The 26,376-nt window shown below is 66.1% G+C and carries 24 protein-coding genes; 10 read left to right on the plus strand and 14 right to left on the minus strand.

What is annotated here, in order from left to right; all coding sequences use genetic code 11:
* Positions 1-238: 238 nt before the first annotated feature.
* From GGR00_RS07570 to GGR00_RS07595, 6 genes are read right to left on the minus strand one after another with little or no spacing between them, the layout of a single operon-like run.
* Entirely contained in the window at positions 239-667 is a 429-nt protein-coding gene (locus GGR00_RS07570; protein WP_184698982.1) for a MarR family winged helix-turn-helix transcriptional regulator, read from the minus strand.
* Positions 664-1,245: an amino acid synthesis family protein gene (locus GGR00_RS07575; protein ID WP_184698984.1), complete on the minus strand. Its 582-nt coding sequence runs from the start codon at positions 1,243-1,245 to the stop codon at positions 664-666. Before GGR00_RS07575 ends, GGR00_RS07570 begins: the two co-directional genes overlap by 4 nt.
* A complete protein-coding gene (locus GGR00_RS07580; RefSeq protein ID WP_184698986.1) occupies positions 1,238-2,107 on the minus strand; it encodes a UPF0280 family protein in 870 nt (289 codons plus the stop codon). Before GGR00_RS07580 ends, GGR00_RS07575 begins: the two co-directional genes overlap by 8 nt.
* Positions 2,104-3,639, minus strand: coding sequence for a 6-hydroxynicotinate reductase (locus GGR00_RS07585; protein ID WP_184698988.1), 1,536 nt, complete (start codon positions 3,637-3,639; stop codon positions 2,104-2,106). The genes GGR00_RS07580 and GGR00_RS07585 overlap by 4 nt, the downstream gene beginning before the upstream one ends.
* Complete coding sequence (locus GGR00_RS07590; RefSeq protein ID WP_184698990.1) at positions 3,636-6,395, minus strand: molybdopterin-dependent oxidoreductase; 2,760 nt, start codon at positions 6,393-6,395, stop codon at positions 3,636-3,638. The genes GGR00_RS07585 and GGR00_RS07590 overlap by 4 nt, the downstream gene beginning before the upstream one ends.
* Positions 6,392-7,249 (minus strand): FAD binding domain-containing protein, encoded by an 858-nt coding sequence (locus GGR00_RS07595; protein ID WP_055981076.1) that lies wholly within the window; start codon positions 7,247-7,249, stop codon positions 6,392-6,394. The genes GGR00_RS07590 and GGR00_RS07595 overlap by 4 nt, the downstream gene beginning before the upstream one ends.
* 210 nt (positions 7,250-7,459) lie before the next feature.
* Between GGR00_RS07595 and pncA the strand changes: the two genes are divergently transcribed.
* Together pncA and GGR00_RS07605 are read left to right on the plus strand one after the other, a co-directional pair.
* Positions 7,460-8,059, plus strand: a complete 600-nt coding sequence (gene pncA, locus GGR00_RS07600) for a bifunctional nicotinamidase/pyrazinamidase (RefSeq protein WP_055981079.1) — start codon at positions 7,460-7,462, stop codon at positions 8,057-8,059.
* A gap of 56 nt (positions 8,060-8,115) precedes the next feature.
* Positions 8,116-9,540: a sodium:proton antiporter gene (locus GGR00_RS07605; protein WP_184698992.1), complete on the plus strand. Its 1,425-nt coding sequence runs from the start codon at positions 8,116-8,118 to the stop codon at positions 9,538-9,540.
* 131 nt (positions 9,541-9,671) lie between these two features.
* Here GGR00_RS07605 and GGR00_RS07610 read toward each other — a convergent pair whose 3' ends face one another.
* The 8 genes from GGR00_RS07610 to gcvA form a co-directional block, all read right to left on the minus strand.
* Entirely contained in the window at positions 9,672-10,379 is a 708-nt protein-coding gene (locus tag GGR00_RS07610; RefSeq protein ID WP_184698994.1) for an ABC transporter ATP-binding protein, read from the minus strand.
* Complete coding sequence (locus tag GGR00_RS07615) at positions 10,376-11,113, minus strand: ABC transporter ATP-binding protein (RefSeq protein ID WP_184698996.1); 738 nt, start codon at positions 11,111-11,113, stop codon at positions 10,376-10,378. Before GGR00_RS07615 ends, GGR00_RS07610 begins: the two co-directional genes overlap by 4 nt.
* Complete coding sequence (locus tag GGR00_RS07620) at positions 11,110-12,075, minus strand: branched-chain amino acid ABC transporter permease (protein WP_184698998.1); 966 nt, start codon at positions 12,073-12,075, stop codon at positions 11,110-11,112. The genes GGR00_RS07615 and GGR00_RS07620 overlap by 4 nt, the downstream gene beginning before the upstream one ends.
* Entirely contained in the window at positions 12,072-12,953 is an 882-nt protein-coding gene (locus tag GGR00_RS07625) for a branched-chain amino acid ABC transporter permease (protein WP_184699435.1), read from the minus strand. The genes GGR00_RS07620 and GGR00_RS07625 overlap by 4 nt, the downstream gene beginning before the upstream one ends.
* Before the next feature lie 167 nt (positions 12,954-13,120).
* Positions 13,121-14,425 (minus strand): ABC transporter substrate-binding protein, encoded by a 1,305-nt coding sequence (locus tag GGR00_RS07630; RefSeq protein WP_055981094.1) that lies wholly within the window; start codon positions 14,423-14,425, stop codon positions 13,121-13,123.
* Between the two features lie 165 nt (positions 14,426-14,590).
* The gene (locus GGR00_RS07635) at positions 14,591-16,030 is read right to left on the minus strand and encodes a hypothetical protein (protein WP_184699000.1); all 1,440 of its coding nucleotides are present in this window, start codon (positions 16,028-16,030) and stop codon (positions 14,591-14,593) included.
* 375 nt (positions 16,031-16,405) lie between these two features.
* Complete coding sequence (gene pncB, locus GGR00_RS07640; RefSeq protein WP_184699002.1) at positions 16,406-17,710, minus strand: nicotinate phosphoribosyltransferase; 1,305 nt, start codon at positions 17,708-17,710, stop codon at positions 16,406-16,408.
* Between the two features lie 167 nt (positions 17,711-17,877).
* Positions 17,878-18,840, minus strand: a complete 963-nt coding sequence (gcvA, locus tag GGR00_RS07645) for a transcriptional regulator GcvA (protein WP_055981104.1) — start codon at positions 18,838-18,840, stop codon at positions 17,878-17,880.
* Positions 18,841-19,048: 208 nt separating this feature from the next.
* On the opposite strand from gcvA, the gene speB reads away from it, so the two are divergent.
* From speB to GGR00_RS07685, 8 genes are all read left to right on the plus strand, one after another.
* Positions 19,049-20,110 carry an agmatinase gene (speB, locus tag GGR00_RS07650; RefSeq protein ID WP_055981107.1) on the plus strand — a complete coding sequence of 354 codons (1,062 nt, stop codon included), beginning with the start codon at positions 19,049-19,051 and terminating at the stop codon, positions 20,108-20,110.
* 92 nt (positions 20,111-20,202) lie between these two features.
* On the plus strand, positions 20,203-21,006 hold the full coding sequence (locus GGR00_RS07655; protein WP_055981110.1) for a transporter substrate-binding domain-containing protein: 804 nt from the start codon (positions 20,203-20,205) through the stop codon (positions 21,004-21,006).
* A 2-nt stretch (positions 21,007-21,008) separates the two neighbouring features.
* A complete protein-coding gene (locus GGR00_RS07660; protein WP_055981113.1) occupies positions 21,009-21,677 on the plus strand; it encodes an amino acid ABC transporter permease in 669 nt (222 codons plus the stop codon).
* The gene (locus GGR00_RS07665; protein ID WP_184699004.1) at positions 21,674-22,321 is read left to right on the plus strand and encodes an amino acid ABC transporter permease; all 648 of its coding nucleotides are present in this window, start codon (positions 21,674-21,676) and stop codon (positions 22,319-22,321) included. Before GGR00_RS07660 ends, GGR00_RS07665 begins: the two co-directional genes overlap by 4 nt.
* Before the next feature lie 66 nt (positions 22,322-22,387).
* A complete protein-coding gene (locus GGR00_RS07670) occupies positions 22,388-23,476 on the plus strand; it encodes an ABC transporter substrate-binding protein (protein WP_184699006.1) in 1,089 nt (362 codons plus the stop codon).
* A gap of 176 nt (positions 23,477-23,652) precedes the next feature.
* Positions 23,653-24,690 (plus strand): ABC transporter ATP-binding protein, encoded by a 1,038-nt coding sequence (locus GGR00_RS07675; RefSeq protein WP_184699008.1) that lies wholly within the window; start codon positions 23,653-23,655, stop codon positions 24,688-24,690.
* Positions 24,687-25,541 carry an ABC transporter permease gene (locus tag GGR00_RS07680; protein ID WP_184699010.1) on the plus strand — a complete coding sequence of 285 codons (855 nt, stop codon included), beginning with the start codon at positions 24,687-24,689 and terminating at the stop codon, positions 25,539-25,541. Before GGR00_RS07675 ends, GGR00_RS07680 begins: the two co-directional genes overlap by 4 nt.
* Positions 25,538-26,338, plus strand: coding sequence for an ABC transporter permease (locus tag GGR00_RS07685; protein WP_055981130.1), 801 nt, complete (start codon positions 25,538-25,540; stop codon positions 26,336-26,338). The genes GGR00_RS07680 and GGR00_RS07685 overlap by 4 nt, the downstream gene beginning before the upstream one ends.
* The last annotated feature ends 38 nt before the right edge of the window (positions 26,339-26,376 follow it).

Consider the following 26,376-nt stretch of genomic DNA (forward strand, 5'->3'; position numbering starts at 1 on the left):
CGCGTCTGGACCGGCCACGGCCGCAGCCTCGACTGGCCAACCGCACAAGGCGAAGCCTTCCTCCGCCGTGCCGTCGAAGTGAAGAACGTCTGGGTCCCCTACGGCGATTGAGGGGGAAAATGAGGGAATAGGGAATAGGGAATAGGGAATAGAGAATAGAGAATAGAGAATAGAGAACAAGGCAGTAAGTTCTCCCTACTCCCTACTCCCTACTCCCTACTCCCTACTCCCTACTCCCTCAGCTTATCTTCGAAAGCAGTGCCACCAGTGTCGCCGCATCCTTGGCGGACAGTGGCGACAGCGTTTCTTCGGTGATCGTGCGCGCCACCGGCACGAGCTGGTCGATCATCTGGCGGCCTTCGCCGGTCAGGCGCACCATCAGCCGCCGCTTGTCGACCTCGTGCTTGGCCAGCTGCACCAGGCCGCGCGCGGCGAGCCGGTCGATCACGCCCTTGACGGTCGCCGCATCCATGGCGATCAGCCCGCCGAGCTGGTTCTGCGAGGTTTCGCCGACGTCGCGCAGCTTGGCCAGTGCCGCGAATTGCGGCGGCGTCAGGTCGACGATATGCGAGGAAAAGATCGCCAGGTGGCGCTGGTTCGCCTTGCGCAGGACGAAGCCGATCTGCCCCTGCAGCCGATAGTCGTTCTCGACCGCTTCCGGGCTCATCTCAGCCCATCCCAGGCCTTGATGTCGGAGGCCTTCAATCCACCCATGCGGTCGTGGATGCGCGGACCGCAGGTCATGACCAGTGCGAAGACGATCTCGTCTGGGCGCGGGCCGTCGGGCACGCCGACTTCCATGGCGTCGAAATGGCTGCGCACATAGGCGGCGTTGATGTGCCCGACCGGCACGTCCATGCGCGCGCCGAAACCGCCGAGCTTCTTCGCCGAAGGCACGATCGCCTTGGCCTCGCCCAGCCTTTCGCGCATGGCGTAGCCGCCGGGCACATGCCACAGCGCGCCATGTTCCAGCTCGCCGGCGCTGCCGACGATGGCACCCTTGCCATAGCCGTCGATGGTCCTGGCGTCGCCGAGCGCCGAGATCAGCCGGTCGGTCAGCATCAGCCCGAGCGGCTTGAGGTCGTCCATGGCGCTCTGCAGCTCCTCGACATGGCGACCGGCAAACGGGTTCCTCACCACCGCAAGGGCCGCAGCGCGGCGGCGCGGCTGCTGGGCGGGCGGGCCGCCATCGTGGAATATCTCTTCGACGGTGACCGCGATCTTGCGGATCGGAAACTCATGCATGGCTCAGTACCCCCCTCGTGAACCGCTCAGCCGGCATGCCGCTGACACGATGTTCGCCTGCAAGGAATAATACGGCAGTCTGGATCGACCCTTGCCGCCGCATCCGGTCGGCGACCGTAAGCCCGGCGTCGAGCGCCCGGTCGATCTCCGGCGGCGTCAGCAAACCGACACCGGTGGTCACCGGCCTGTCGCCGAGATCGCTGTCGGGAGCCAGATCGCGCGCCGGCCGCCGCGCGATCGCCAGGTGGCCCGGCAGGTCGACGGCATTGGCGATCAGCGTTGCCGCCGCGTCGGCCGCTGCCGCGCTCGCCGCAAGGACAGTGACCGCATCGGCGATGCCGAGCGAAAAGCTGCGCCCGCGCCAGCCGCTGGTGGCGATGCCGCGCACGGGATCCTGCCAGCGGATCGTCAGCCGGTCGGCGAGGCCATGGCCGGTGCCGGCGATGGCCGCCGACATCTGCGCGCCCGGCGCGATATGCAGCGCTACGTCGCCGCCATTGTTGACATAGGCCCGGTCGAGCCGGCGCCCGGCGACCATCGCCGCCAGCATCTCGTCGGCGACCGAGCCGGCGACGGCGGCCATCGGCGTGATGAACCGTCGCGCCAGCGGCGCGACCGCCGCTTCCATGCGCCGTGCCGTCGCGCTGGCGAAGTGCCGGGGGCTGGTCGAAGCCGGGCGGCGCAGCTCGCCCAGCTCTGCGACCAATTCGGGCAATATGGCCGGGAAGCGCTCGATCGCCTGGCCATAGGCGGCGCGCAGTTCGTCGCTCGCGCCGAAACCCTCGACGATCAGGTCAATCGGCCCGTGGTTGAGATGCAGACGGCGCCCGTCCGGCAGCCAGTGTGCCTGCGCGCCGTTCATGGCGAACTGCCCGGCTTAGCCCGGCGCAGTTGCACCAGCGGCGGCCAGGGATTGTCCGCCATCGCCGCTGCCACGGCCCGCTCGTTGAAGTATTCGCCGCCGCGCGCGAGCACGTCGCCAATGCTGCGGATGTCGGCCTCGTAGCCGCCGAGCGCCAGGTAGTCGTCCTTGCGCAGCGTGAATTCGATCGGGGCCACCAGCGCCGGCGTCGGCACGTAGCCGAAGGCGCCATCGGGCACGCGGGTGACGTCGACCATCAGCGTGATGCCGCCTCCCGGCCAGACATAGACCGGCGCCCCGCCGACGGTGACATAGGTTTTCAGCCCATGGACGGAGCGGGTCAGGTTGACCGGGTTTTCGGTGACCCCGGCGCGCAGCGAACCGCCTGCGCCGCCGACGAACAGCACGGTGCACAAAGCCGGCTCACAATTGTCCTCGATCAGCCCGACCGACTTGCGCAGCCGTTCGGGAAACGGCTTTTCGACTGGCTTGAGCGCCTCGTCCAGCTCGTAGTAGGCAAACTGCTCGCCCGTCGTCGACACCATCAGCAGCGACAGGCCGGGCCGTGCGCCCTTCTTGGCGTTCCAGTCGCCGAGGATGGCGAGGGGATCGGAGATCGACGTGCCGCCCCAGCCGAGACCGGGCTCCGATACCTTGAAATAGCGCCCCGGCGTCGATTTCCGCCCGAGGATCCGGATCCCCGTGTCTTCCCAGCCCAGCACCTTGCCGGCCTGGTGCTCGGACACGACGCCAGTGATGTGATCGTCGACCACCACCACCTCGTCGACCAGGCCACGCCATTGCGTGCCGAACATGCCGATGGTCGCCGAGCCGCAGCCGACCCGCATGCGGTGTTCGGCCTGGCCGTCGATGACCGGGGGCTTGCCGGCTTCGACGACCACGGTCGCGCCGCCGTCGATGGTCAGCTCGACCGGCTTCTTGTTGCAAAGCTCGAGCAGGGTCTCGCAGGTCGCCCGCCCCTCGGATTTCGAGCCGCCGGTCAGGTGGTGCACGCCGCCGAGCGACAGCATCTGCGAGCCGTATTCGCCCGTCGTCACATGGCCGACCGCCTCGCCCTGGGCGCGCACGGTCGCTGTCTCCAGGCCGAGATGGCGGTCGGTGTCGATCTTCACCTTGACGCCGCAATAAGAGAAGATGCCCTCGGTGACGACGGTCACAAGGTCGACGCCCTCGACCTCCTGGCTGACGATGAATGGTGCTGGCTTGTAATCGGGATAGGTCGTGCCGGAACCGATGGCGGTGACGAAATGCCGGCCGGTGTTGACCAGTTCGCCGTCCCAGGGCTCGTCGCCGAACGGCACCAGCGGGGCGCCGCGCTCGACGGCATAGTCGAGCACGCGCACGGGATCGCAGCGCACGATGCGGTTGCCGAAATTGCCGTAGCGGTCGCAGGCGCCGGTGCGGCCCTCGGCGATGTAGCACATGACCGGGCAGGCATCGCAGCGCAGCTTCTCGCCTGCCTGCCTGTCGCCGGCCTCATGCGTTTCGAAGCGCTCGGACAATTCGTTCATCGCGATCGGGCCCGATTTATTGCCTCCACGATACGCGTCGGGCTTGCCGGAAGCTTGCGGACCGAAGCGCCGGTGGCGTGGCGGATGGCGTTGAGGATCGCCGGTGCCGTCGGGATCAGCACGTGCTCGCCCAAGCCCTTGGCGCCGAACGGTCCTTCCGGGTCCGGAACTTCCACCAGAACGGTCTCGATCGGCGGCACATCGCCGATCGTCGGAATCAGGTAGTCATGCAGGTTCTCGGTGCGGCCGGGGATGTATTCCTCCATCAGCGCCATGCCGATGCCCTGGGCGATGCCACCTTCGATCTGGCCTTCGGCGAGCAGCGGGTTGATCGCTTTGCCGACATCGTGCGCGGCGGTGATTTTGATCAGCTTCACCGTTCCCAGCGCCATGTCGACCTCGAGCTCGGCGATCTGCGCGCCATAGCCATAGACCGCGTAGGGCTTGCCCTGGCCTCTGGCGTCGAGCGGCGTGGTCGGCGGGTCGTAGCTCTCCTCGGCGGCGAAGACGAGGCCGTCGCCATCGGGCGCAAGCAGCGCCAGGTCGATGCGCCGCCGTTCTCCGCCCTCATGCACCAGAAGCAGCCCGCCGGACAGCAATTGCAGCGATGCATCCGCGGAGACGTTGGCGTAGCGCAGGATGCGTTCGCGCAAGGTGCGTGCGGCCTTTTCCGCTGCCTTGCCCGAGACATAGGTCTGGCGCGACGCCGAGGTCTTGCCGGCATCGGGCGTGATTGCGGTGTCGGCGCTGCGCAGCGTGAAATCGCCAAGCGGCAGGCCGAGCGCGTCGGCGGCGATCTGGGCAACCACCGTGTTCGAGCCCTGGCCGATGTCGACCGCGCCCTGGTGCAGCGCCACCTTGCCATCGGGCGTGATGCCGAGCTTGATGGTCGAGGGGTTGGGCAGTGAGGTGTTGCCGCAGCCATACCAGCACGAGGCGATGCCGACGCCGCGCCGGACGACGCTCTGCGAAGCATTGAAGATGTCCGCGTCCGTCAGTGCGCGCGTCCAGTGTGGCGCGAGAGCAGTGAGGCAGTCGGCGATGCCGACGCCGGCTTCGAGCCGCTGGCCAGTTACCGTTTCGGAGCCGTTTCGAAGGGCATTCTGCAAGCGGATTTGCAGGCGGTCGATGCCGAGGCGATAGGCAAGCGCGTCGAACAGCGTTTCCTGCATCAGCGTCGCCTGCGGCACGCCGAAACCGCGGAACGCGCCCGACACCGGGCCGTTGGTGTGGATGGCGCGGGCGACGCCGCGGTAGTTGGGCGTGGCGTAAGGGCCCGATGCATGCACCGGCACGCGGTTGGCGACTGTGGGTCCGAAACTGGCATAGGCGCCGGTGTTGAAGTCGCCGGAAAAGACCATGCCGCGGATCGTGCCGTCGGCATCGGCGCCGATCGTCGCCTGCATGGCGGCGGGATGGCGCTTGGTGGTCGAGGCCATCGAGTCCGTGCGCGTATAGGCAAGGGCCGCCGGCCGGCCGGTCTTCAGCGCAACGAGGCCGATCAGCGGCTGCAGCGAGACATCGATTTTCGAGCCGAAGCCGCCGCCGGTCGCAGTCGGCACGACGCGGACCTTGTCAGGCGCGAGACCGAGGACCCGCGCCGTGTCGTCGCGGTCCATGTGCGGCGCCTGCGTGCAGGCGACGATGGTGAGCACGCCGTCGTCGACGAATGCATAGCCGGCTTCCGGCTCGATATAGGCGTGTTCGACATAGCAGGTTTCGATCTCGCTCGAGACGATGACAGCGGCATTGGCAAGCGCCGTCTCAGGATCGCCGCGCTCGGCCACGCCCTGCACCAGGATATTGTCCGGCCGGTGGGCATGGACCAGCGCGGCGCCCGCCGCCTGTGCCGTGGCGGGCTCCATCGCTGCCGGCAGCTCGTGCCATTGTATCGGGAATTCGGCGAGGTCGAGTTCGCGGGCGACCCAGCCTTCGCAGGCCACCAGCGCCACCGCCTCGCCGCGGAACCGGGCCTCGCTATCGGCCAGCGCCGGCTGGTCGGCGAAGGGCGGGATGACGCCGAAGCAGTTGACGCCGGGAATGTCGGCGGCGGTGAAGACGGCCGCGACACCGGCATTGCCGGCGATATAGGCGTCGAGATCGCCGAAGCTGAACGCGGCGCGGTGGTGCGGCGAGCGGACGACCAGCACCGACAGCGCATCCGCGGGGAACGAATCGCCGCCGAATTTTTCGGCACCCGTCACCTTCGCCACGCCGTCGAGCCTGACCGGCGAGGCGCCGACCGCCTGGCCTGCGGGCGGCAGGCGCAAATCCGGATCGCCGCCCGGCAGGTGCCGATGCGCATCCAGGACCGCTGCCACGATCTTGCGATAGCCGGTGCAGCGGCAGAGCACACCGCCCAGCGCATCCTGCACCTCGGCTTCGCTGGGAGACGCGTTGCGTTCGAGCAGCGCGGTCGCCGCCACGAGGATTCCCGGCGTGCAGATGCCGCATTGTGCTGCGCCATGGGCCAGCAGCGAGGCCTGGAGGGCAGACAGCCCGCCGCCGCCGAGACCTTCGACGGTTCGCACCGCAGCACCTTCCACCGAAGCCATCGGCAACAGGCAGGCGCAGACCGGCTCGCCGTCGAGCATTACCGTGCAGGCGCCGCAATCGCCGGCATCGCAGCCGACCTTGGTGCCGGTGAGCCCGAGGTCGTCGCGCAGCACCGACGACAGCCGCCGCAGCGGCGCTGTCGACACCGACGCCGGCGCGCCGTTGACGATGAAGCCGATCGGCGCGCGCTCGGTTTTCATGCCGCCGCCCGTTTGTCGCTCGCGCCTGCCGCCTGCACCAGCGCGCGCGCCACGATTTCCCGCGCCGCCGCCCGCCGGTAGCCGGCAGTGGCGCGCACGTCGTCGATCGGCGACAATTCGACGAAGGCAGCACTGCCGACGATCCGTTCGATGAGCTCCGGAGGCTGGCCGGCCAGTTCGCGCTCCAGCCCGTGCAGCCGCTGCGCCACCGCCGAGCACGAACCCACCGCGACCGCTGCCGTGGTCATGCGTCCTTCGCCGTCGAGGACGACGCGCGCTGCCGCCATGGCGATGGAGATGACGAGGTAGCGCCGCGCCCCAAGCTTGTAAAAGGCCGAATTGCCGGCAGTCGTCGCCCTGGGGACCCGCACCGCGGTCACCATCTCGTCGTCCCGCAGGATTGTCTTGCGGTTGCCGACGACGAACTGGTGCAGCGCAACGATCCGCGTGGCGTGCCGCGATCGCAGCTCAAGCTCGGCATCAAGCACCAGCAGCGCCGGAACGCCGTCCGCCGCCGGCGAGGCGTTGCAGATGTTGCCGGCGACCGACGCCACGTTCTGGATCTGGACCGAGCCGATTTCGCGCGCCGCCTGCTTCAGGGTGTCGAAGGCCGGCGGCAGCGGCGTATGCAGCAACTCCGTCCAGCTTGTGCGGGCGCCGATGACGAGATGGCTGTCGGTCCAGGCGATGCCGCGCAGCGCGGCGATGCCGTTGATGTCGATGACATCCTGTTGCAGCGGGCGGCTGCCGAGGGCGGGGTAGAAGTCGGTCGCTCCGGCCAGGATGCGCCACGACCCTTCGCTGAGCAGCGCGAGCGCTTCATCGAGCGTCTTGGGTTTCGCGTAACGGGTCACGCAATGCCTCCCGGCATGCCGCCGGACAAAACTCATTCGCATGCAAATGATAGCTCGCTGCGACCTTTTGTCAAAGCCGTTACGTCGCGTGAGGGCCGGCCCCTTGGACCGCCGCGGCCAGTTTGGCGGTTGACGCGGGCGGCCATCTGGTCGAGTTTCAGCGGCCGCCGGGACGGCGGCTCCACTCGACGCAGGTTTGATGGAGGCTCCATGGCTGGTGATGCGCTCATCGTCATCGACATACAGAACGATTTTTGCCCCGGCGGCGCGCTAGCCGTCGCTGGCGGCGACGAGATCATGCCGCTGGTCAACGATCTCATCCGCAACACCGAGCATGTGCTGTTGACCCAGGACTGGCACCCGGCCGGCCATTCCAGCTTTGCCTCCAGCCATCAAGGCAAGCAGCCCTTCGAGACCATCGACATGCCCTATGGTGCGCAGACGCTGTGGCCCGACCATTGCATCCAGGGCAGCAAGGGCGCCGATTTCCATTCCGGCCTCGCCTGGGCAAAGTCCGAGCTGGTCATCCGCAAGGGCTTTCGTGGCGGCATCGACAGCTATTCGGCCTTCTTCGAGAACGATCACCTGACGCCGACCGGCCTTGCCGGCTATCTCGACGAACGCGGCATCGATTCGATCACCCTGGTCGGCCTCGCGACCGATTTTTGCGTCGCCTATTCGGCACTCGATGCGGTCAGGCAGGGTTTCTCCACCACGGTGCGGCTCGATGCCTGCCGGGCCATCGATCTCGGCGGCTCGCTCGACATCATGATCGGCAAGATGCGCGACGCCGGCGTCAGGCTCGTTTGAGCATCCGTTCTGGGGTAAGGGTGAACCGGCGTTTCGCGCCGGCTTGAGGGGACGACATGAAATTCGTGCATATTGCGGCAGCTCCCTTGGCGCTGTCCGGGCTGCTCCTGACCGCTGGTTCGGCCTTGGCAGCGGAAGGGCTGCCCGGTGCGGCCATGTCGTTGTGGTGGACACTGCCTTTTGCCGGCCTGCTGCTCAGCATTGCCACCGGGCCGCTGCTCTATCATCACGTCTGGGAGCATCACTACGGCAAGATCACCGCCGGCTGGGCGGCACTGGCCGTCCTGCCGATGGTGTGGTTCCACGGTCTCGGCGTATCGTCGGAAGCGGTGCTGCATGCGCTGCTGCTCGAATACATGTCCTTCATCATCCTGCTGTTCGGGCTGTTCACCATCGCCGGCGGCATCCTGGTTGCCGGCAATATCCACGGCACGCCGATGGTCAATGGCGCGCTGCTGCTGATCGGTGCAGCGCTCGCCTCGGTGGTCGGCACCACCGGTGCGTCGATGATCCTGATCCGCCCGATCATCCGCGCCAATGACAACCGGCCGTTCAACGCCCATGTCATCGTCTTCTTCATCTTCCTGGTGTCGAACATCGGCGGATCGCTGACGCCGCTCGGTGACCCGCCGCTGTTCGTCGGCTTCCTCCGCGGCGTCGATTTCTTCTGGACGACGGCCAATCTGTGGCGCGAGACGCTGCTGGTCGGCGGCATCGTGCTCGGCGTCTTCCTCGCCCTCGACTGGTTCCTGCACAGCCGCGAGAAGGGCCAGCCCAAGATCAAGGACCCGACGCCGGACTCCAGGGTCCGCATCCGCGGCCGCGCCAACATCGTCCTGCTCGCCGGCGTCGTCGGCGCCATCCTGCTGTCGGCGTCGTGGAAGCCGGGCACGGCCTTCACCATCCAGGGCGTGCACGTCGAGCTGCAAAATCTCGTCCGCGACGCCATCATCGTGGTGCTTGCGCTGGTTTCGCTGCGCATCACCCGCAAGGAGTATCGCGCCGCCAACGGCTTCAACTGGGGCCCGATCCTCGAGGTGGCCAAGCTGTTTGCCGGCATCTTCATCTGCATCGTGCCGGTCATCGCCATCCTGCGGGCGGGCCTGGACGGGGCCTTCGCTCCATTGGTGGCGATGGTCACCGGGCCGACCGGCGCACCGAACGACCTCGCCTATTTCTGGCTGACCGGCGCATTGTCGTCGTTTCTCGACAATGCGCCAACCTACCTCGTGTTCTTCGAACTCGCCGGCGGCGATCCCAAGGTGCTGATGACCACGTTTGCCAGCACCCTGGCGGCGATCTCGGCGGGTGCGGTGTTCATGGGCGCCAACACCTACATCGGCAACGCGCCCAATTTCATGGTCTATGCCATCGCCCGCGAGAGCGGGATCAGGATGCCGGGCTTTTTCGGCTACATGCTCTGGTCGGGGCTTGTGCTGATCCCGACCTTCCTGATCGCGGGCTTCGTGTTCTTCGGCTGAGGGCGAGATTGCCCCTCACCCTTACCCTCTCCCCGTGAAGGACGGGGCGAGGGGGCGTCACCGTTGCGGCCGGCATCCTTCTCCCCGTCATGACGGGGAGAAGGTCCGGCAGGGGATGAGGGGCAATCCGATTACCCTACGCCGACATAGCGGCGCACCAGCGCCGGGTCGTCGCGTAACTGCGCGACGTCCACTGTCTCGCGGTTGCGGCCGTTCTCGATGAAGGCGACACGGTCGGCAACCGACAGCACCGCGTCCACCCGCTGCTCGACCAGGATGGTCGAGACCCCGCGATCGCGCAGCCCGGCCACGGTCTCGCGTATCCTGGCGATCATCGACGGCATCAGCCCTTCGGTCGGCTCGTCGAGCAGCAGCACATCGGGTTCGAGACACAAAGCACGCGCCATCGCCAGCATCTGCTGTTCGCCGCCCGACAGCGTGCCGGAGCGCTGCCTGAGCCGGTCGCGCAGCAGCGGAAACAGGTCGAGGACGCTTTCCCGCACGGCCTTGCCCTTGTTGCGCGTCATCAGGCCGATTTCGATGTTCTCGGCCACCGTCAGTTCGGCAAACAGGCGGCGGCCCTGCGGCACGTAGGCGACGCCCGCCTTAGGCACCTCATGCGCCGCAAGTTCGGTCAGTTCGCGCGCGGCCAGTTTGATCGAGCCGGCACGCGCCGGTACCAGCCCCATGATCGTCTTCAGCGTCGTCGTCTTGCCGGCGCCGTTGCGGCCGAGCAGGCACAACACCTCGCCCTTGCGCAACTCGAGCTCGAGGCCGTGCAGCACCTGCACCTCGCCGTAGAAACAGTCGAGGCCGCCGATCGTCAGCGCCGCGCTCATGCGCCGGCCTCCCGCACGGTGCCGAGATAGGCCTCCTGAACGGCGCTGTTGGCGCGGATTTCGGCCGGGCTGCCCTCGGCCAGGATCCTGCCGGCGTTGAACACGGTGATGCGCCGGGCCAGTTCCATCACCACCTGCATGTTGTGCTCGATCAGGAGCACGGTGGCATCCCTGGCGATCTCGCGCACCAGGGCGATGAAGTTCTCGATCTCGCCGTCCGACAGGCCCTGCGTCGGCTCGTCGAGGATGAGCAGCCGCGGCTTGAGCGCCAGGCCCATCGCCACCTCGAGCAGGCGCTGGTGGCCGTAGGCCAGCGCACCTGCCGGCTCGTGCGCGCGGTTTGCGAGCCCCACGCGCTCCAGCGCCTCCATCGCGCCCTGCCGCACCGCACCGCGCGAACGCCCGTCGGTCAGCGTCCGCTGCACCGGCAGGGCCACGTTCTCGTAGGCGCTGAGATTGGCAAAGACGCTGGTGATCTGGAACGTGTAGGCGATGCCGCGCCGGACCCTCATATGCGCCGGCATGTCGGTGATGTCCTCTCCGTCGAAGACGATGCTGCCGGAGGTCGGCGCGTAGCGGCCGCAGACGAGGCTGACGAAGGTCGTCTTGCCGGCACCGTTGGGGCCGATCACCGCCCGGATCTCGCCCGGCTCGAGCGAGAAGTCGACGTCGTCGACGGCGCGCAGGCCGCCGAAATGGCGCGACAGCCCTGTCGTGGTCAGCAGCGCCGTCATGGCAGCCACCCGAGCCAGCGCTCGCGCAAGGTGCCGAGAATGCCCTTGCGGAACCATAACACCAGCAGGATCAGCATCGCGCCGACAACCAGCATGTAGGCCGAAGTGAAGCCGCTGGTGATGTCGATGACGTAGTACATGAACAGCGTGCCGATCAGCGGCCCGAGCGTCGTCGCAGCGCCCCCGAGCAGCACCCAGAGCAGCGGCAGGATCGAATATTGCACCGAGGCGAAGGTCGAGCCGACATAGCCGAACAAAAGCGCGTAGGCGGCACCGGCTGCGGCGCAGATGATGCCCGAAATCACCACCGCCGTCAGCTTGTTGGCGAAGGTGTCGTAGCCGAGCATCCTCGTCCGCTCCTCGTTCTCGCGGATGGCAACGAGGACACGGCCGTGGCGCGAGCGCACGATGGCAAGCGTGGCGAACAGGGCCGCGGCAAACAGCGCCACCGCCGTGAGATAGCGCGTCACCGGGTTGGTCAGGTCGAGCGTCCCGCTGCCGAGCGTGATCCGCCGCGCCTGTTGCTGCAGCACCAGCCCTTCGTCGCCGCGCGTCCATTCGCCGAAATAGAGCGTGGTGAGGTAGAATACCTGGGCGAACATCATGGTCACGATCATGAAGGCGACGCCGGACGTGCGAAGCGCCAGCAGCCCGACGGCCAGCGCGACGACGAACCCTGCCCCAATGCCACCGGCAAAGGCCGGCACGACGCCCCAGCCGAGATGATAGAGCGGCAGGCCGGCGCCATAGAGCCCGGCGGCAAAGAACATCGCATGGCCGAGGCTGAGCAGCCCGACATAGCCGAACAAGAGGTTGTAGCCCATGGCGAAGACGGCGAGCACCAGCACCCGCGCCAGGACGCCATGATGATATTCGGGCAGCACGAAGTTCAGCGCGACGAGCAGGGCGATGACCGCCACATGCAACGCGTAGACCCTTGCCGCTTCTCCCTCTCCGGTCATTTCGTTGCCGTTCCGAACAGGCCCTGCGGGCGGAACACCAGCACCATGGCGACGACGAGCGTGGCGATGATCTTGGCCAGCGTCGGCGAGAAGAACATCGAGATGATGCCGTCGGACACGCCGATCAGAAGCGCCGCGATGACCGTGCCGCGCAGCGAGCCGAGCCCGCCGATGATGACGACGATGAACGACAGCAGGAGCGGGTCGAGCCCCATCAGGTAATGCGCCTGCTGGATCGGCACGATCAGCACGGCGGCGATTGCCGCCAGCATGGCGCCGAGCGCGAACACCGCGCCATAGACGCGGCCCACCGGGATGCCGAAGGCCTGCGCCGTTTCGCGGTCATACTGCGTCGCCCGCATGATGAGGCCGATCCTCGTGCGGGTCAGCACCAGCCAGGTGGCAAGCAGCAGCAGCGCCGAGGCCGCGATGATCGACAGCTTGTAGCCGGAATAGCCGAACCAGGGCAGCTGGATGCGGACGTTGAAGGGCGGCGCCACCGGCCGCGCCTCGGGGCCATAGAAGGTCAGCGCCAGCTGCTGGATGATGTAGAGCAGGCCGATGGTGGCAACGATCGTCGCCTCCGGGTTGTATTCGACCCGCCGCAGCACGAGCCGCTCCGACACCCAGGCTATGGCGCCGACGATCAGCGGCGACAGCACCAGGGCGGCGGCGAAGCCGAGCGCCGGGTGGCCGCTCACGGCAGTGGTGATCGCCCAGGCAAGCACCGCGCCGAGCATGAAGAACTCGCCATGGGCGACGTTGACGATGCGCATCACCCCGAACACCAGCGACAGGCCGAGCGCCGTCAGCGCCAGCACCGCCGAGGTGACCAGCCCTTCGAGCGTGGCAAGCAGGAGATGCGGGAAGAAGGCCATCAGGTGTCGATTGTCCGGCAAGGACAGCGCTGCCCCTCACCCTTACTCTCTCCCCGTAAACGGGGCGAGGGGGGCGTCGGCGTTGCGGCCGTCTTCCTTCTCCCCGTTCCACGGGGAGAAGGTCCCGGCAGGGGGATGAGGGGCAGCACCGGCATTGGGCCTTCAGCTCACAGCGGCTGCGTCGTGTAGTCGCCTTCCGGCTCGTACATGCCGTCCTCGATCGAGGTCCGGTGGACGACGTTGAGCTTGCCGCCCTCGACCTTGGAGATGTTCTGGTGGCCGAAGACCTGGTGGATCTTGCCGTTGAACGTCTTGTCGCCCTGCGGATGCTCGGGGCCGTCCTTGAACTCGGTCAGCGCCTCGGTCGCCTCGACCAGCTTTGCGCGGTCCTCCGGTCCCTTGTAGCCGGAATCCTCCATCGCCTTCTTGATGACGTAGAGCGTCTCCCAGCAGCCGAACATGTGGGCGGCGGTCGAGACGTCCTTGGCGTCCGTCGTCGAAGCGCCGTTGTCGTCGATGCCGACGGCTGCGCGGTAGGCCTTCATCGCTTCGCTGTCATTGGCCTGGGCGTAGCGCGGCGAGCCTTCCCAGAAATGGCTGCCGTCGAGGAATTCGAGGCCTGGGCTGTTGATGTCGACGGCTTCGAGCGAATCGATGAAGCCGAACAGCTGGGGCTTGTTCGAGCCGTAGAACTCGCCGAGTTCCTTGACGAAGGTCAAAACGCCGGGGCCGACCATGACGTGGTACAGGACCTCGGTGTCGGCGGGGATCTGCGGCAGGTACTTGGTGAACGAGCTTTCGGTCGGCGGGATCGGGATCTGCGCCACCACCTCGCCGCCCTGTGCCTTGATGGCGGGCGCGAAATAGTCGCGGTGGTCGTAGCCGAAGGCATAATCCGGATAGATCATCGTCACCTTCTTGCCCAGGTTGGCCGCGACCCAGGGCGCGACCGAGGTGACCTGCGAGCGCACGTCGGTGATGCCGGGCTGGAAGACCCAGCGGTTCAGCTTGCCCGAGGCGACGTGATAGCCCTCGCTGACCACGTAATAGGGGATCTTGAGCTCGCCGGCGGTCGGCGCCGAGCCGACGACGACATGGGAAAACAGCGTGCCGAAGACTATGTCGGTCTTGTGCTGGGACGCGAACTTGCCGACCACCTCGGCGCCGCGCTTGGGATCGGTGCCATCGTCCTCGACGATGATCTCGACCGGCCGGCCGTTGATGCCGCCGGCGTCGTTGATCAGCTTGACGGCGGCGTTGGTGGTCTTTTCGTACCAGCGGCCGTAGGCGGCGCCGATGCCGGTGCGGTGGGCCTGGAAGCCGATCTTGATCGGCGCCGACGACTGCGCCTGCGAATAGCGCACGAAACCGGGTGCCGCCATCAGGCCGGCACCCGCGGCGAGGCCCTTGAGTGCGGTGCGGCGCGTCAGTCCCGATTTGCCGAGGTCGAAGAAGCGTTTGCTGTCAGTCATGCCCTATCCCCTTGCCGTGCGTTTTGACCAACGTTCGCGTGGATGTGAAATCGTTTCCCCCGGACCTTGTGCCGGGACGAAAAATCGCATGTATACAAACTAGATCACCAATCCCGGGAGGTGGCAATAGTTGCTTCCCCAAGGTCAAAACCAGCTGCATTTGCACTATCCGGCGGTGGCTGTCGAGAGCAGCCAGAGGCCGAAAACGGTGTAGCCGATCATCAGCAGGGTCAGCGGCAACTGGCTGAGCGAGGCACGGGCGGCGGAGGGGTGCAGCCGCCAGGCGAGCAGGTGGGCGACGAGCACCGCCAGCACGTGTCCGCCGACGATGGCCGCCGCCTGAAGGTTCCACAGCATCCAGGCGGAATGCGCGCCCATGGCGATGCCGGCCTCTACCGGCATGTGCGCGGTGCCGAGCAGGTTCCAGCCGCGCGCGAACGGGTCCGACAGCGCCACCAGCGCGTATTGCCCATTGACCAAGAACGCCGTCAGGTAATGCGAGAAATGGTAGGCCAGCGCGATCGGCACGATCGACCAGACGAACAGGCCGGCGGATTGCCGAAGCGGCTGTTTGCTGCGCACCAGCCTTTCGCCGACCAGGACGGCAAGCAGGCCGACAGCGGCGAGCAGGAAGAGCATGACCGCGAGGCCCAGGCTGTTGGTGGCGACGAGTGCTGTGCGGCCGGGCAGTTCGAGCGGGTTGATGCCGTTGAGGCCGAGCCAGAAGAAGGTCTTGGAAAAGCCGTCGAAGGAGACCGAAGCCAGTGTCGCCAGCAGAAACAGCGCGCCCGACGGGGGCAGCGCCTCGGCCTCGTTGAGCTTGGCGCCGGGCCAGCACAAGGCGAGGCGCAGCCGGGGCCCGTCCTGCTTGCCCTCGAAGATGCCGAAGCGCGAGATCATGGCGAAGAAGGCCGACAGGAACTCGCCCTGCCGGCTCCAGCGTTCGAAGCCGAAGATCAGCATGGCGGCGAATGAGAACAGCCAGTAGGTGCCGGCTGCGATGGCGAGCCGTGCCGGGTCGTCGGGCGCCGGGTCGATCAGCTCGAACCAGGCAAAGGCAAGAAACAGGGCAAAGGCTGGGAAGTAGCCGACCCATTCGGGCAGGCGCAGTGGGCTGTCTTCCTTCGCACCGAGCGCCTTCCAGGCCAGCCGATACGGCCCGTACCAGGGGTTGAGCCAGGCCCACAGATTGCCGAGCAGGCCCTGGGCCAGGGTCAGCCCGACCCAGAGCAGCGTCCAGACGGTCAGCGGCAGCGGGTTGGACAGTGGGTCGCGGCTGCCGGTGATCCCGGCGGCGGTGAGCGTTGCGAAGAAGGCGAAGGACACGAGGCTGACCGGCAGCCGCAGGTCGGGGATCGAACCGAGCGGCAGACGCTTGCGCCAGAAGCTCGTCAGCCGTTCCGGCGGCAGCAGCGCCAGCACCAGGAAGGAGGCCGCCACCGCCAAAGCTGCGCCGGCTATGTAGTGCCCGGTCGGCAGCAGCAGGACGTGGCCCCGGTCGGAGGCATGGGCGAGGGCAGGGGAGGTTTGCCATGCGGTCGCAGCGCAGGCAGCAAGCGCTGCGGCCGTGCGTTGGATGGTTCTCGTTGTCGTGGGTCCCCGCATCACGCTCCCGATGTGCCATATGGCCGGAGGCGCGGGAAGAGTGCCCGAGACTGTCAATGGGCCGGTGACAGCGACGCTGGCGGTGTTGCGTAGCTCTACAAAGCAAACGTTCAGCGTCGTGATCCTTCGCAACCCCTCTGGCCTGCCGGCCATCTCCCCCGCAAGGGGGGAGATTAGTCTCGTCGCCGGCGGCGCCCATTCTACGAGTTCGCAAGGATCAATGCTGCAAAGTGGTGATTGGCCGGCAGCGCAGAGGGGCGTGCGAAGGATCGCGGCTGAGGCGGACTGCGGCAGCTTGCACGGGGTGATTGTCGTTCAGAAAAGCGCGAACCCATGGGTACGCCTCCCGAACTTGCCGGGCGCAGGGCTACCACCCTAAACCTTCACCAACTGCTCCACCCGGTCCTTCTCACCAAAGATGCGCAAGTAACGCGCGATTTCCTTTTTGTCGCCTGTGGCCTTGGCCGGGTTGTCCGACAGCTTGACCGCCGGGCGGCCATTGGTTTCGGTGACCTTGCAGACCAGAGAAATGGCGTTGAGCCTGTCGGTTTCCTTCGGCGCGCAGCCTTCGAAATCGTTGGTCAGGTTGGTGCCCCAGCCGAAGGACATGCGCACCTTGCCCTCGAAATGGCGGTAGGTCTCGATGATGGTGTCGACATCGAGGCCGTCAGAGAAAATCAAGAGCTTCGAGCGCGCGTCCTGGCCCTTCTTGCGCCACCAGTCGATGATGCGCTCGCCGCCTTCGATGGGCGGGGCGCTGTCGGGGCGGAAGCCGGTCCAGTCGGCGACCCAGTCGGGCGCGTCGCGCAGGAAGGCAGCGGTGCCGAAGGCGTCGGGCAGGACGATCAGGAGGTTGCCGCCATAATAGCGCTGCCAGTCGCGCAGCACCGTGTAGGGCGACTGCTTGAGCTCGTCCTCGCTGTTGGCGAGTGCGGCATAGACCATCGGCAGCTCGTGCGCGTTGGTGCCGAGCGCCTCGAGGTCGGTGTCCATCGCCAGAAGCACGTTGGAGGTGCCGGTGAACGCGTCGCCGATGCCTTCCTTGAGCGCCTCGACGCACCAGCGCTGCCACAGGAAGGAGTGGCGGCGGCGGGTACCGAAGTCGGAGATCTTGATCTCGGGCAGCATCTTCAGCCGCTCGGTCTTGTCCCACATCTTGGCCTTGGCGCGGGCATAGAGCACATCGAGCGCGAACGGCCCGAACGCCTTCATCGCCGAGCGCGAGCGCAGCTCGTTGATGATGGCGAGCGCCGGGATCTCCCACATCGAGGTGAGCACCCAGGGGCCGGCGAAGGTCAGCTCATATTGGCCGTCGCGCTTTTCCAGATGGTAGGGCGGCAGCTGGAAGTTCTCGAGCCAGGCCAGGAACTCCGGCTCGAAGATCTGCTTGCGGCCGTAGAAATTGTTGCCGCCGAGCCAGATCATTTCCTTCTTGGAAAAGCGCAGGGTGCGCGCATGGTCGAGCTGCTCGCGCAACTCGCCCTCGTCGATCTCCTCGGCGAGCTTGACCGAGGTGGCGCGGTTGATCAGCGAAAAGGTAGCGTTGACCTTGGGGTGCATGCCCCAGATCATCTGCAGCATCAGCAGCTTGTAGAAGTCCGTGTCGAGCAGCGAGCGGACGATCGGATCGAGCTTCCAGGTGTGGTTGTACACCCGCCGTGCAATATCGGTCCTGGCCATGCCGCTTCATTCCTCCTTGGCGATCCCCCGCCGCAGGGGTCTGGACCGCATCCTCGCTGATAGCATTGGGATATAGCGCCGGAGCGATCAAGCTGCCGACGAGAAAAAAGCAACCGTGGCCCTATCGTTGCATCGGCAGCACAAGAAAGACGAGGCGGCCCCAATGCTTAGCCCGTCGCCGTCGCTTTCTGCCCGCGCCGCTTGCGGATGCTGATCTGGCCGGTGACGGCCTGTTCGGTGCGCGCCGGCAATTCCTCGCGCTGGGCGAACAGCCAGTCGATGAAGACCTGGGCGATGGGCGCCGATTTCACCTCGTTGCGGCAGACGACGTAGAAGGCGTCGACCGCCGGCACCGACAGATTGAACGGCGTCACCAGCTGTCCCCTGGCGAGCATGCTCGACGCGGTGACGCTGTCGCCCAGTGCCAGGCCGTGGCCGTGGACGGCGGCTTCGGTGGTCAGGCTGGCGCCCGACATGTGATGCTGCTGCACCGGCCGGAGGTCGAGCGCGTCGGCGGCCGCAAGCCAGGTGTGCCATTCGCGGCCGTCGTCGGCATGCAGGAGCACGTGGTCGGCAAGGTCGCGGACACTGCGGATCGGCCGGTTGTTGATCAGCGTCGGGCTGACGACCGGGAACAGCTCCAGCGTCGACCATTTCTTCAGCCAGCAATCGGTCCAGCTGCCGTCGCCATAGAGCACGCAGACGTCGACGTCGGGCGCATGGATGTCGCGTGGATCGTTGGAGGCGTTCAGGCGCAGGCTGATGCCGGGATATTGCGAGGTGAAGCCGCCGACCCGGGGCACCAGCCAGAGCGACAGCAGCGCCGGCACGCAGCTGACCGTCAGCTTGCCCGAACTCGTCGGCCGCGTCATGCGCGCAGTGGCCGAGGCGATGCTTTCGAAGGCGCCGGTCACCGCAGGCAGCAGCTCGGCGCCTTGCGGGGTCAGCTTGAGCCGCGATCCGGCGCGCTCCAGCAACTTGACCTTGAGCGTCGCCTCCAGCGCCCGGATCTGGTGGCTGATGGCGCCATGGGTGACGTTGAGTTCGCCCGCCGCCTTGGTCAGCGAGCCATGACGCGCAGTCGCCTCGAAGGCGCGCAGCGGGTTGAGCGGGGGCAGGCGCCGGGACATGAAATCTCCGCCTGGGAGGGACGGTCCATTGTGAGAAATTCTCACACGATAGACCTTAACATTATCAATTGCTATTTCAACGGCGCTGCCGGAAACTCGCTGCAATAACAACCAAAAAGCATGCGGGGAACACGAGGTACAGGCTGGCCGCCGGGAGCGGACGGCCGCAGGCGATCATTCCCGCATTGCGACTTACGAGGAGGCAATCATGGGTTTCGACGTCAACAAGCTTGCCGAGCTGCGCCAGAAATACGGCGAAGGCCATGGCGGCGATCTGTTCGACCCGAAGTTTCGCCGTGTCGCCGACAAGATCTTCAACAAGGCGGGCACGCGGCTGGCGCCCTATTCGGGCGTGCCGACCTTCCTGACCGCACCCTATCTCCAGGTCGACAACGACAATCCCGATTTCGGCGACCTGCAGGTGGCAATGATCGGCGTGCCGATGGATCTCGGCGTCACCAACCGTCCGGGCTCGCGCTTCGGCCCGCGCGCGCTGCGCACCATCGAGCGTATCGGTCCCTACAATCACGTGCTCGACTGCGCCCCGGTGCAGGAGCTGCGTGTCGCCGACATCGGCGACGTGCCGTTCCGCAGCCGCTATCGCCTCGAGCTCAGCCATGAGGACATCGAGCGCCGCATCGGCCAGATCGTCGACGCCGGCGTGGTGCCGCTGTCGGTCGGCGGCGACCATTCGATCACCCATCCGATCCTCAAGGCGGTGGGCAAGAAGCGCCCGGTCGGCATGATCCACATCGATGCCCATTGCGACACCGGCGGCGCTTACGACCTGACCAAGTTCCACCATGGCGGCCCGTTCCGCAACGCGGTGCTCGACGGCGTGCTCGACCCCACCCGCGTCATCCAGATCGGAATCCGCGGTTCGGCCGAATATCTGTGGGAGTTCTCCTACGAGTCCGGCATGACAGTCATCCATGCCGAGGAGATCAGCGGCATGGGCATCCCGGCCGTCATCGAGAAGGCCAAGAAGATCGTCGGCGACGGCCCGACCTATCTCTCCTTCGACATTGACAGCCTCGACCCGGCCTTTGCGCCGGGCACCGGAACGCCCGAAGTGGGCGGGCTGACAACGCGCGAAGTGCTGGAGATCGTCCGCGGCCTCAAGGGCCTCAACCTTGTCGGCGGCGACGTCGTCGAGGTGGCGCCGCAATACGACTCGACCACCAACACCGCGCATGCCGGCGCCCAGGTGCTGTTCGAAATCCTCAGCCTGATGCTGTTCAGCCCCTTCGTCACCGGCAAGGGTGCCTGACCACAGCAATTTCGACTGGCCGCTGTTCTGGAAGCGGCGGCCAGGTGCTATCGCGACACTTCAACAACCAGACATTCCGAGGGATTCACGACATGAACATCAAGACGACACTCAGATCGACTGCCGCCGCCTTGCTTGTCGCCGTAACAGCGGCCCTCGCCGCCCAGCCGGCCCATGCCGACGCGCTCGAGGACATCGCCAAGGCCGGCCAGATCAATGTCGGCGTCTTTGCCGATTTTCCGCCCTTCTCCTCGGCCAGCGCCGACATGAGCCTCAAGGGCTATGACATGGACGTGGCGCAGGCAATCGCCGACGCGCTGAAGGTCAAGCTCAATCCGGTGCCGGTCACCGGTCAGAACCGCATTCCCTACCTGACCGACAAGCGCGTCGACCTTTTGATGAGTGTCGGCTATTCCAAGGAGCGCGAGCAGGTCATCGACTTCGCCGCGGCCTATGCGCCCTACTACATCGCCGTGATCGGCCCTGCCGAGCTCAAGGTTGCCGGCAAGGACGACCTCGCCGAGAAGTCGATCGCCGTCAATCGCGGCACGCTCGAGGACACCTCGCTGACTGAGGCGGCACCCGCCGGCGCCGACATCAAGCGCTTCGACAATTACAACGCCGTCATCCAGGCCTTCATTTCCGGCCAGACCCAGCTGATGGTGGTCGGCAACGACGTCGGCGCCCAGGTGCTCGCGCGTCAGGAGGCGCTGAAGCCGGAGCAGAAGTTCCAGCTCCTCACCTCGCCGTCGCATATCGGTCTCAACAAGAGCGAGGAAGGCCTGAAGAAGGTCATCAACGACACGGTGGCTGCGATGCTCGCCGACGGCCGTCTCAACACCGCGTCGGAAGCCTGGCTCAAGACCCCGCTCAACCCCGAGAACCTCAAGGATTGATCGTGGGCTACAGCCTCGACTTCGGCTGGCTTGAAGGGGCCGTGGGCGCAATCGCCCGCGGCGCCGCCATGACGGTCTTCCTGATCGTGGTGACGACGATTGCCGGGACGCTGATCAGCGTGCTGGCGGCGGCCGGGCGGCGCAGCGGGCCGACATGGCTGAAGCGCGCCATCACGGTCTATGTCGAGGTGATCAGGAACACGCCGTTCCTGGTGCAATTGTTCTTCATCTTCTTCGGCCTGCCGGCGATCGGCATCCGGCTCGATCCGATCGTCGCCGCCATCCTGGCGATGACGCTGAACATGGCGGCCTACACCACAGAAATCGTCGGCGCCGGCCTCGACGCTGTGCCGAAAGGCCAGCGCGAAGCCGCCCTGGCTTTGGGCTTGCGGCCGCGCCAGGTCTTCGTAAAGATCGTCTTGCCGCAGGCGCTCAAGGTCATCTTCCCTGCGCTGACGAGCCAGATCGTGATCATGATGCTCGAGTCTTCGGTGGTGTCGCAGATCGCAGTCAGCGAACTCACCTACGAAGCCGACATGCTGCAGGCACGGACCTTCCGCCCCTTCGAGACCTACTTCGTCGTCGCGATGATCTATCTCGGCCTGTCGATCGCACTGCGCCGTTTCCTCGTCGGCATCGGCCGGCGCACGCTCTCGGCGGGTGTGTCATGATCGAGTTCACCTTCTGGGACATACTTCGCAACCTGCTCTTCGCTACCCGCTGGACCGTGCTGCTGTCGATCGTGGCCTTTGTCGGCGGCGGCATCGTCGGCGTCCTCATCCTGTTCCTGCGCATCTCCAAGGCCAGGTGGGCGCGCCGCTTCGCCAGCGGCTACATCGCGCTGTTTCAGGGCACGCCCTTGCTGATGCAGCTGTTTTTGATGTTCTTCGGCCTGCCGATGCTCGGCTTCCGCATCGAGCCGTGGACGGCCGCCGTGCTCGGCCTGACCTTCTTTGCCAGCGCCTACCTCGCCGAGATTTGGCGCAGCGGTGTCGATGCCCTGCCGCGCGGCCAGTGGGATGCCGGTGCCAGCCTCGGCCTGCACTATGTCCAGGAGCTGCGCCTGGTGATCCTGCCGCAGGCCTTTGCCATCACCCGCGCCCCGGTCGTCGGCTTTCTGGTCCAGTTGATCAAGGCGACGGCGCTGACCTCGATCATCGGTTTCGAGGAACTGCTCAGGACCTCGAACGCCATCAACAACGCGACGTTCGAACCATTCACCGTCTACGGGCTGGTGGCGCTGATCTTCTTCGTGCTCTGCTACCCGCTGACCCAGTATGCCCGTTCATTGGAGGCCCGCGCCGCAGCACGCTGAACGACACTCCATCATAACAATTGGGAACAGCCGGCACAAAGCCGGCAACAAATGAGGAGAATGAAGATGACCAAGATACTGAACCATCGGATCAGCCGCCGCGCCGTGCTCGGTGCCGGCGTCGCGTCGGCAAGCCTGCTTGCCATGCCCTCGGTCCTGCGCGCCCAGGACAGGTCGATCAAGATCGGCGTCTATGGCGGCTACTTCAAGAAGTCCTTCGACGAGCACATCTTCCCCGAATTCACCAAGGCGACCGGCATCGCCGTCGAGTCGATCGCCGAGCCGACCGGCGAGGCCTGGCTGGTGCAGCTGGAGCAGGCGGCCAAAGCAGGCCAGGCGCCCGCCGACATTTCGATGATGTCGCAGACCTCGACGCTGAAGGGGCAGGCGACCGAACTGTGGACGCCGATCGATGCGGCCAAGATCAAGAACCACGGCAATCTGCTCGATCACTTCGTCAACAAATATCCTGACGGCCGCATCGCCGGCATCGGCGCCGTGGCGTGGTACATCACACTGGTGACCAACACGGACGTGTTCAAGGAGGCGCCGACCTCCTGGGCCGCCCTTTGGGATCCGGCAAACGCAGACAAGCTCGGGCTTTTGGCGCTGGCTTCCAACTCCTTCCTGCTCGAGGTCACGGCCTCCACCTTCATGGGCGGTACCAAGGCGCTCGACACCGAGGAAGGCATCCTCAAGGCGTTCGAGAAGCTGGCCGAGGTCAAGCCGAATGTCCGGCTGTGGTATCGCGACGAGGCGCAGTTCGAACAGGCGCTGAAGTCGGGCGAAATCCCGATGGGCCAGTATTACCACGACGTCACCGGCCTGGCCGCGGCTGACGGCCAGCCCGTGCGCTCGACGTTCCCCAAGGAAGGCGGCATCCAGGATTCCGGCAACTGGGTCATCTCGCGCGCCTCGACCATGGTCGATGAAGCGCATGTCTTCATCGACCATATGAGCCAGCCGGCCGTGCAGGCGCTGATGTCGCGCAAGGTTGGCACCGCGCCGACGCTCAAGAAAGAGGTTCTCGACCTCAAGCCGGAAGAGTTCGCCGCCGTCTCGTCCGACATTCCGCCGATCATCCCGCGCTACGACCTCTACACCACCAAGGCCGACTGGATTAACCAGAAGTGGACCGAGCTGATCGTCGGCTGAGCGCCTTTCCCTTCTCCCCGTTTACGGGGAGAAGGTGGCCCATAGGGCCGGATGAGGGGCAGAGCCAGCGCGGCAAGGCTCGCACCGCCCCTCATCTGCCTGCCGGCATCTTCTCCCCGTGAACGGGGAGAAGAGACGCTTTCCGCAACGCCGCTCCAACGTTTCAAGGCCCCCTCATGTCCGGACTCGTGCTTAAGGACATCACCAAGTCATTCGGCAACTTCAAGGCCGTCGACACGGCCAACCTCTCGGTGCCGCATGGCAAGTTCGTCTGCCTGCTTGGCCCGTCCGGCTGCGGCAAGACCACGCTGCTGCGCATGATTGCCGGCCTCGAGGATCCGTCCAGCGGCGAGATCCTGCTCGACGGCACCGACATCACGCCGGTGCCGACGCACAAGCGCAATCTCGGCATGGTGTTCCAGTCGCTGGCGCTGTTTCCGCATTTGTCGGTCGGCGACAACATCGCCTATCCCTTGCGTATTCGCGGTGCCTCGCGCGACGAGCAGAAGAAGCGCTCGGACGAGCTGTTGAAGCTCATCCATCTGCCCGGCTTCGCCGACCGCCCAGTGGCCAAGCTGTCCGGCGGCCAGCGCCAGCGCGTCGCCATTGCGCGTGCGCTTGCGCTGTCGCCGAAGCTGTTCTTGCTCGATGAGCCACTGTCGGCGCTCGACGCCAAGCTGCGCGAGGCGATGCAGGTCGAGCTGCGCCAGCTGCAGCAGCGCCTCGGCATCACCACCTTCGTCGTCACCCACGACCAGCGCGAGGCGATGACCATGGCCGACCTCGTCGTCGTCATGGGACACGGCAAGATCCTGCAGGCGGCCCCGCCGATCGAGATCTACCGCAGGCCGGCCGACGCCTTCGTCGCCGACTTCATCGGCATGACCAATTTGCTCGACGCGGAAGTCGACCGCGTCGGCCGTGTCTCGGTGCTTGGACAGGCAATCCCCGGGCTGACCATGCCCGAGGGCCTGACCAGGGCGTCGGTGTCGATACGGCCCGAAGACGTGCATCTCGGCCCGGTTGGCGGCGACGCGATCGCCGGCACGGTCACCTTCGTGCGCGATCTCGGCGGCACCATCGAGACCTTCGTCGAGGCCGGCGGCAAGATCATCGTGGCGGTGGCCACGCCGCGCGAGCGGCCCGACGTCGTCGCCGGCCAGCAGGTCGGCGTGACCTTGCCGGCCGAAGCCTGCGTGGTGCTCAAGTCATGAAACGCGAGGCGCCGAAATCCCTGGCCGATTACAGCCCGCTGTTTTTCCCCGGGCTGATGCTGATCGTCTTCTTCGTTATCCCGTTCTCGACGATGATCGCCGTCAGCTTCTTCCAGCGCGATCCCTCGGGCTTCTACACGCCCGATTTCGTCTTCACCAATTATGCCCGCTTCCTCAGCCTGTTCTTCGCCAAGGTGCTGGGCTTCTCGCTGATGCTGGCAGTGATGGTGGCGATCTGCTGCGTGGTCATCGCCTTCCCCTTCACCTTCCTTCTGACCAGGCGGCCGCGCAAGGTCCAGACGGTCTGGCTCGTCTGCCTGCTGTCGGTGCTGTCGCTGTCGGAGGTCATCATCGGCTTTGCCTGGTCGACGCTGTTTTCGCGCACTGCCGGCATCACCAACCTGTTCGTCGCCATCGGCCTGATGAAGGAGCCGGTGGCGCTGCTGCCGAGCTTCTGGGCGGTGCTGACCGGCATGGTCTACCAGGCGCTGCCTTACACCATCCTGGTGCTCTATCCCGCCCTCGTAAGGCTCGACCCGACCTTGCTTGAAGCCGCGCGCACGCTCGGCGCCTCGCCGGTCAGGGCATTCATGAACGTCGTCGTGCCGGCGCTGCGCAACACCATCGTCGCCACGCTGATCATGGTCTTCGTCTTTGCGCTGGGCTCGTACCTCCTGCCGCAGATCCTCGGCCGGCCGTCGCACTGGACGCTGTCGGTCCTGATCACCGACCAGGCCATCTACCAGTCAAACATGCCCTTTGCCGCTGCAATGGCGGTGTTCCTGGTGCTGATGTCGCTGGCGCTGGTGGGGCTGACGCTGCTCGTCGGACGCAGGGAGAACGCGCTGTGAGACAGACATTCCTTCGCCGGCTGTATTTCGTCGCCATTGCCCTGTTCCTGGCAGCGCCGCTGATCGTCGTCGCCGGCGTCTCGGTCAACGAGAAGCAGGACCTGGCCTTCCCGCCGAAAGGTTTTTCGCTGGCCTGGTACGCGCAGATCTTCGCCGATCCGGAGTGGCGCAAGGCACTGATCGCCTCGCTGTCGCTGGCGGTGACCGCAGCCGCCCTCGCGGTCGCCATCGCCTTGCCGCTGGCCTGGTTCCTGTGGCGGCGCATCGCGCCATGGGCCAACGTGTTCCAGATCCTGGGGCTCGCCCCCTTTATCCTGCCGCCGGTCATCACTGCGCTTGGCATGCTGACCTTCTGGGCGACGACGGGCTTCTACGGCCAGCCCTGGACGGCGGTCATCAGCCACGCGATCTTCTTCGTCACGCTGCCGCTGGTGACGCTGTCGCTCGGCTTCGCCTCCATCGACCGCTCGCTGGTCGAGGCGGCGGCGACGATGGGCGCCGACGACCGCACCGTGCTGAAGACGGTGGTGCTGCCGCTGATCCGGCCCTACCTCGTCTCGGGCTATGCCTTCGCCTTCGTGCTGTCGCTCAACGAATACATCGTCGCCTACATGACCATCGGCTTCACGCTCGAAACCCTGCCGATCAAGATATTCAACGCCCTGCGCTACGGCTACACGCCGACCATGGCGTCGGTGTCGGTGTTCTTCGTCGCGGTGGCGGCGCTGGTGTTCGGCCTGATCGCCAAGTTCGGCGACATCAGGCGGCTCTTGGGCGCGATGTCGTCGGAGACCTGACGGGCATTCAACGGTCGGGCGGCACCCTTTCGAAGGGT

Origin of the sequence: Aminobacter aganoensis, from assembly GCF_014206975.1 — a bacterium.
In the GTDB taxonomy this organism is placed as follows: domain Bacteria; phylum Pseudomonadota; class Alphaproteobacteria; order Rhizobiales; family Rhizobiaceae; genus Aminobacter; species Aminobacter aganoensis.

Bases quoted from the DNA above. Each gene is read 5' to 3' on its own strand.
- GGR00_RS07570 (WP_184698982.1), bottom strand. From the start codon at position 667: ATGAGCCCGGAAGCGGTCGAGAACGACTATCGGCTGCAGGGGCAGATC.
- GGR00_RS07575 (WP_184698984.1), bottom strand. From the start codon at position 1,245: ATGCATGAGTTTCCGATCCGCAAGATCGCGGTCACCGTCGAAGAGATA.
- GGR00_RS07580 (WP_184698986.1), bottom strand. From the start codon at position 2,107: ATGAACGGCGCGCAGGCACACTGGCTGCCGGACGGGCGCCGTCTGCAT.
- GGR00_RS07585 (WP_184698988.1), bottom strand. From the start codon at position 3,639: ATGAACGAATTGTCCGAGCGCTTCGAAACGCATGAGGCCGGCGACAGG.
- GGR00_RS07590 (WP_184698990.1), bottom strand. From the start codon at position 6,395: ATGAAAACCGAGCGCGCGCCGATCGGCTTCATCGTCAACGGCGCGCCG.
- pncA (WP_055981079.1), top strand. From the start codon at position 7,460: ATGGCTGGTGATGCGCTCATCGTCATCGACATACAGAACGATTTTTGC.
- GGR00_RS07605 (WP_184698992.1), top strand. From the start codon at position 8,116: ATGAAATTCGTGCATATTGCGGCAGCTCCCTTGGCGCTGTCCGGGCTG.
- GGR00_RS07610 (WP_184698994.1), bottom strand. From the start codon at position 10,379: ATGAGCGCGGCGCTGACGATCGGCGGCCTCGACTGTTTCTACGGCGAG.
- GGR00_RS07615 (WP_184698996.1), bottom strand. From the start codon at position 11,113: ATGACGGCGCTGCTGACCACGACAGGGCTGTCGCGCCATTTCGGCGGC.
- GGR00_RS07620 (WP_184698998.1), bottom strand. From the start codon at position 12,075: ATGACCGGAGAGGGAGAAGCGGCAAGGGTCTACGCGTTGCATGTGGCG.
- GGR00_RS07625 (WP_184699435.1), bottom strand. From the start codon at position 12,953: ATGGCCTTCTTCCCGCATCTCCTGCTTGCCACGCTCGAAGGGCTGGTC.
- GGR00_RS07630 (WP_055981094.1), bottom strand. From the start codon at position 14,425: ATGACTGACAGCAAACGCTTCTTCGACCTCGGCAAATCGGGACTGACG.
- GGR00_RS07635 (WP_184699000.1), bottom strand. From the start codon at position 16,030: ATGCGGGGACCCACGACAACGAGAACCATCCAACGCACGGCCGCAGCG.
- pncB (WP_184699002.1), bottom strand. From the start codon at position 17,710: ATGGCCAGGACCGATATTGCACGGCGGGTGTACAACCACACCTGGAAG.
- gcvA (WP_055981104.1), bottom strand. From the start codon at position 18,840: ATGTCCCGGCGCCTGCCCCCGCTCAACCCGCTGCGCGCCTTCGAGGCG.
- speB (WP_055981107.1), top strand. From the start codon at position 19,049: ATGGGTTTCGACGTCAACAAGCTTGCCGAGCTGCGCCAGAAATACGGC.
- GGR00_RS07655 (WP_055981110.1), top strand. From the start codon at position 20,203: ATGAACATCAAGACGACACTCAGATCGACTGCCGCCGCCTTGCTTGTC.
- GGR00_RS07665 (WP_184699004.1), top strand. From the start codon at position 21,674: ATGATCGAGTTCACCTTCTGGGACATACTTCGCAACCTGCTCTTCGCT.
- GGR00_RS07670 (WP_184699006.1), top strand. From the start codon at position 22,388: ATGACCAAGATACTGAACCATCGGATCAGCCGCCGCGCCGTGCTCGGT.
- GGR00_RS07675 (WP_184699008.1), top strand. From the start codon at position 23,653: ATGTCCGGACTCGTGCTTAAGGACATCACCAAGTCATTCGGCAACTTC.
- GGR00_RS07680 (WP_184699010.1), top strand. From the start codon at position 24,687: ATGAAACGCGAGGCGCCGAAATCCCTGGCCGATTACAGCCCGCTGTTT.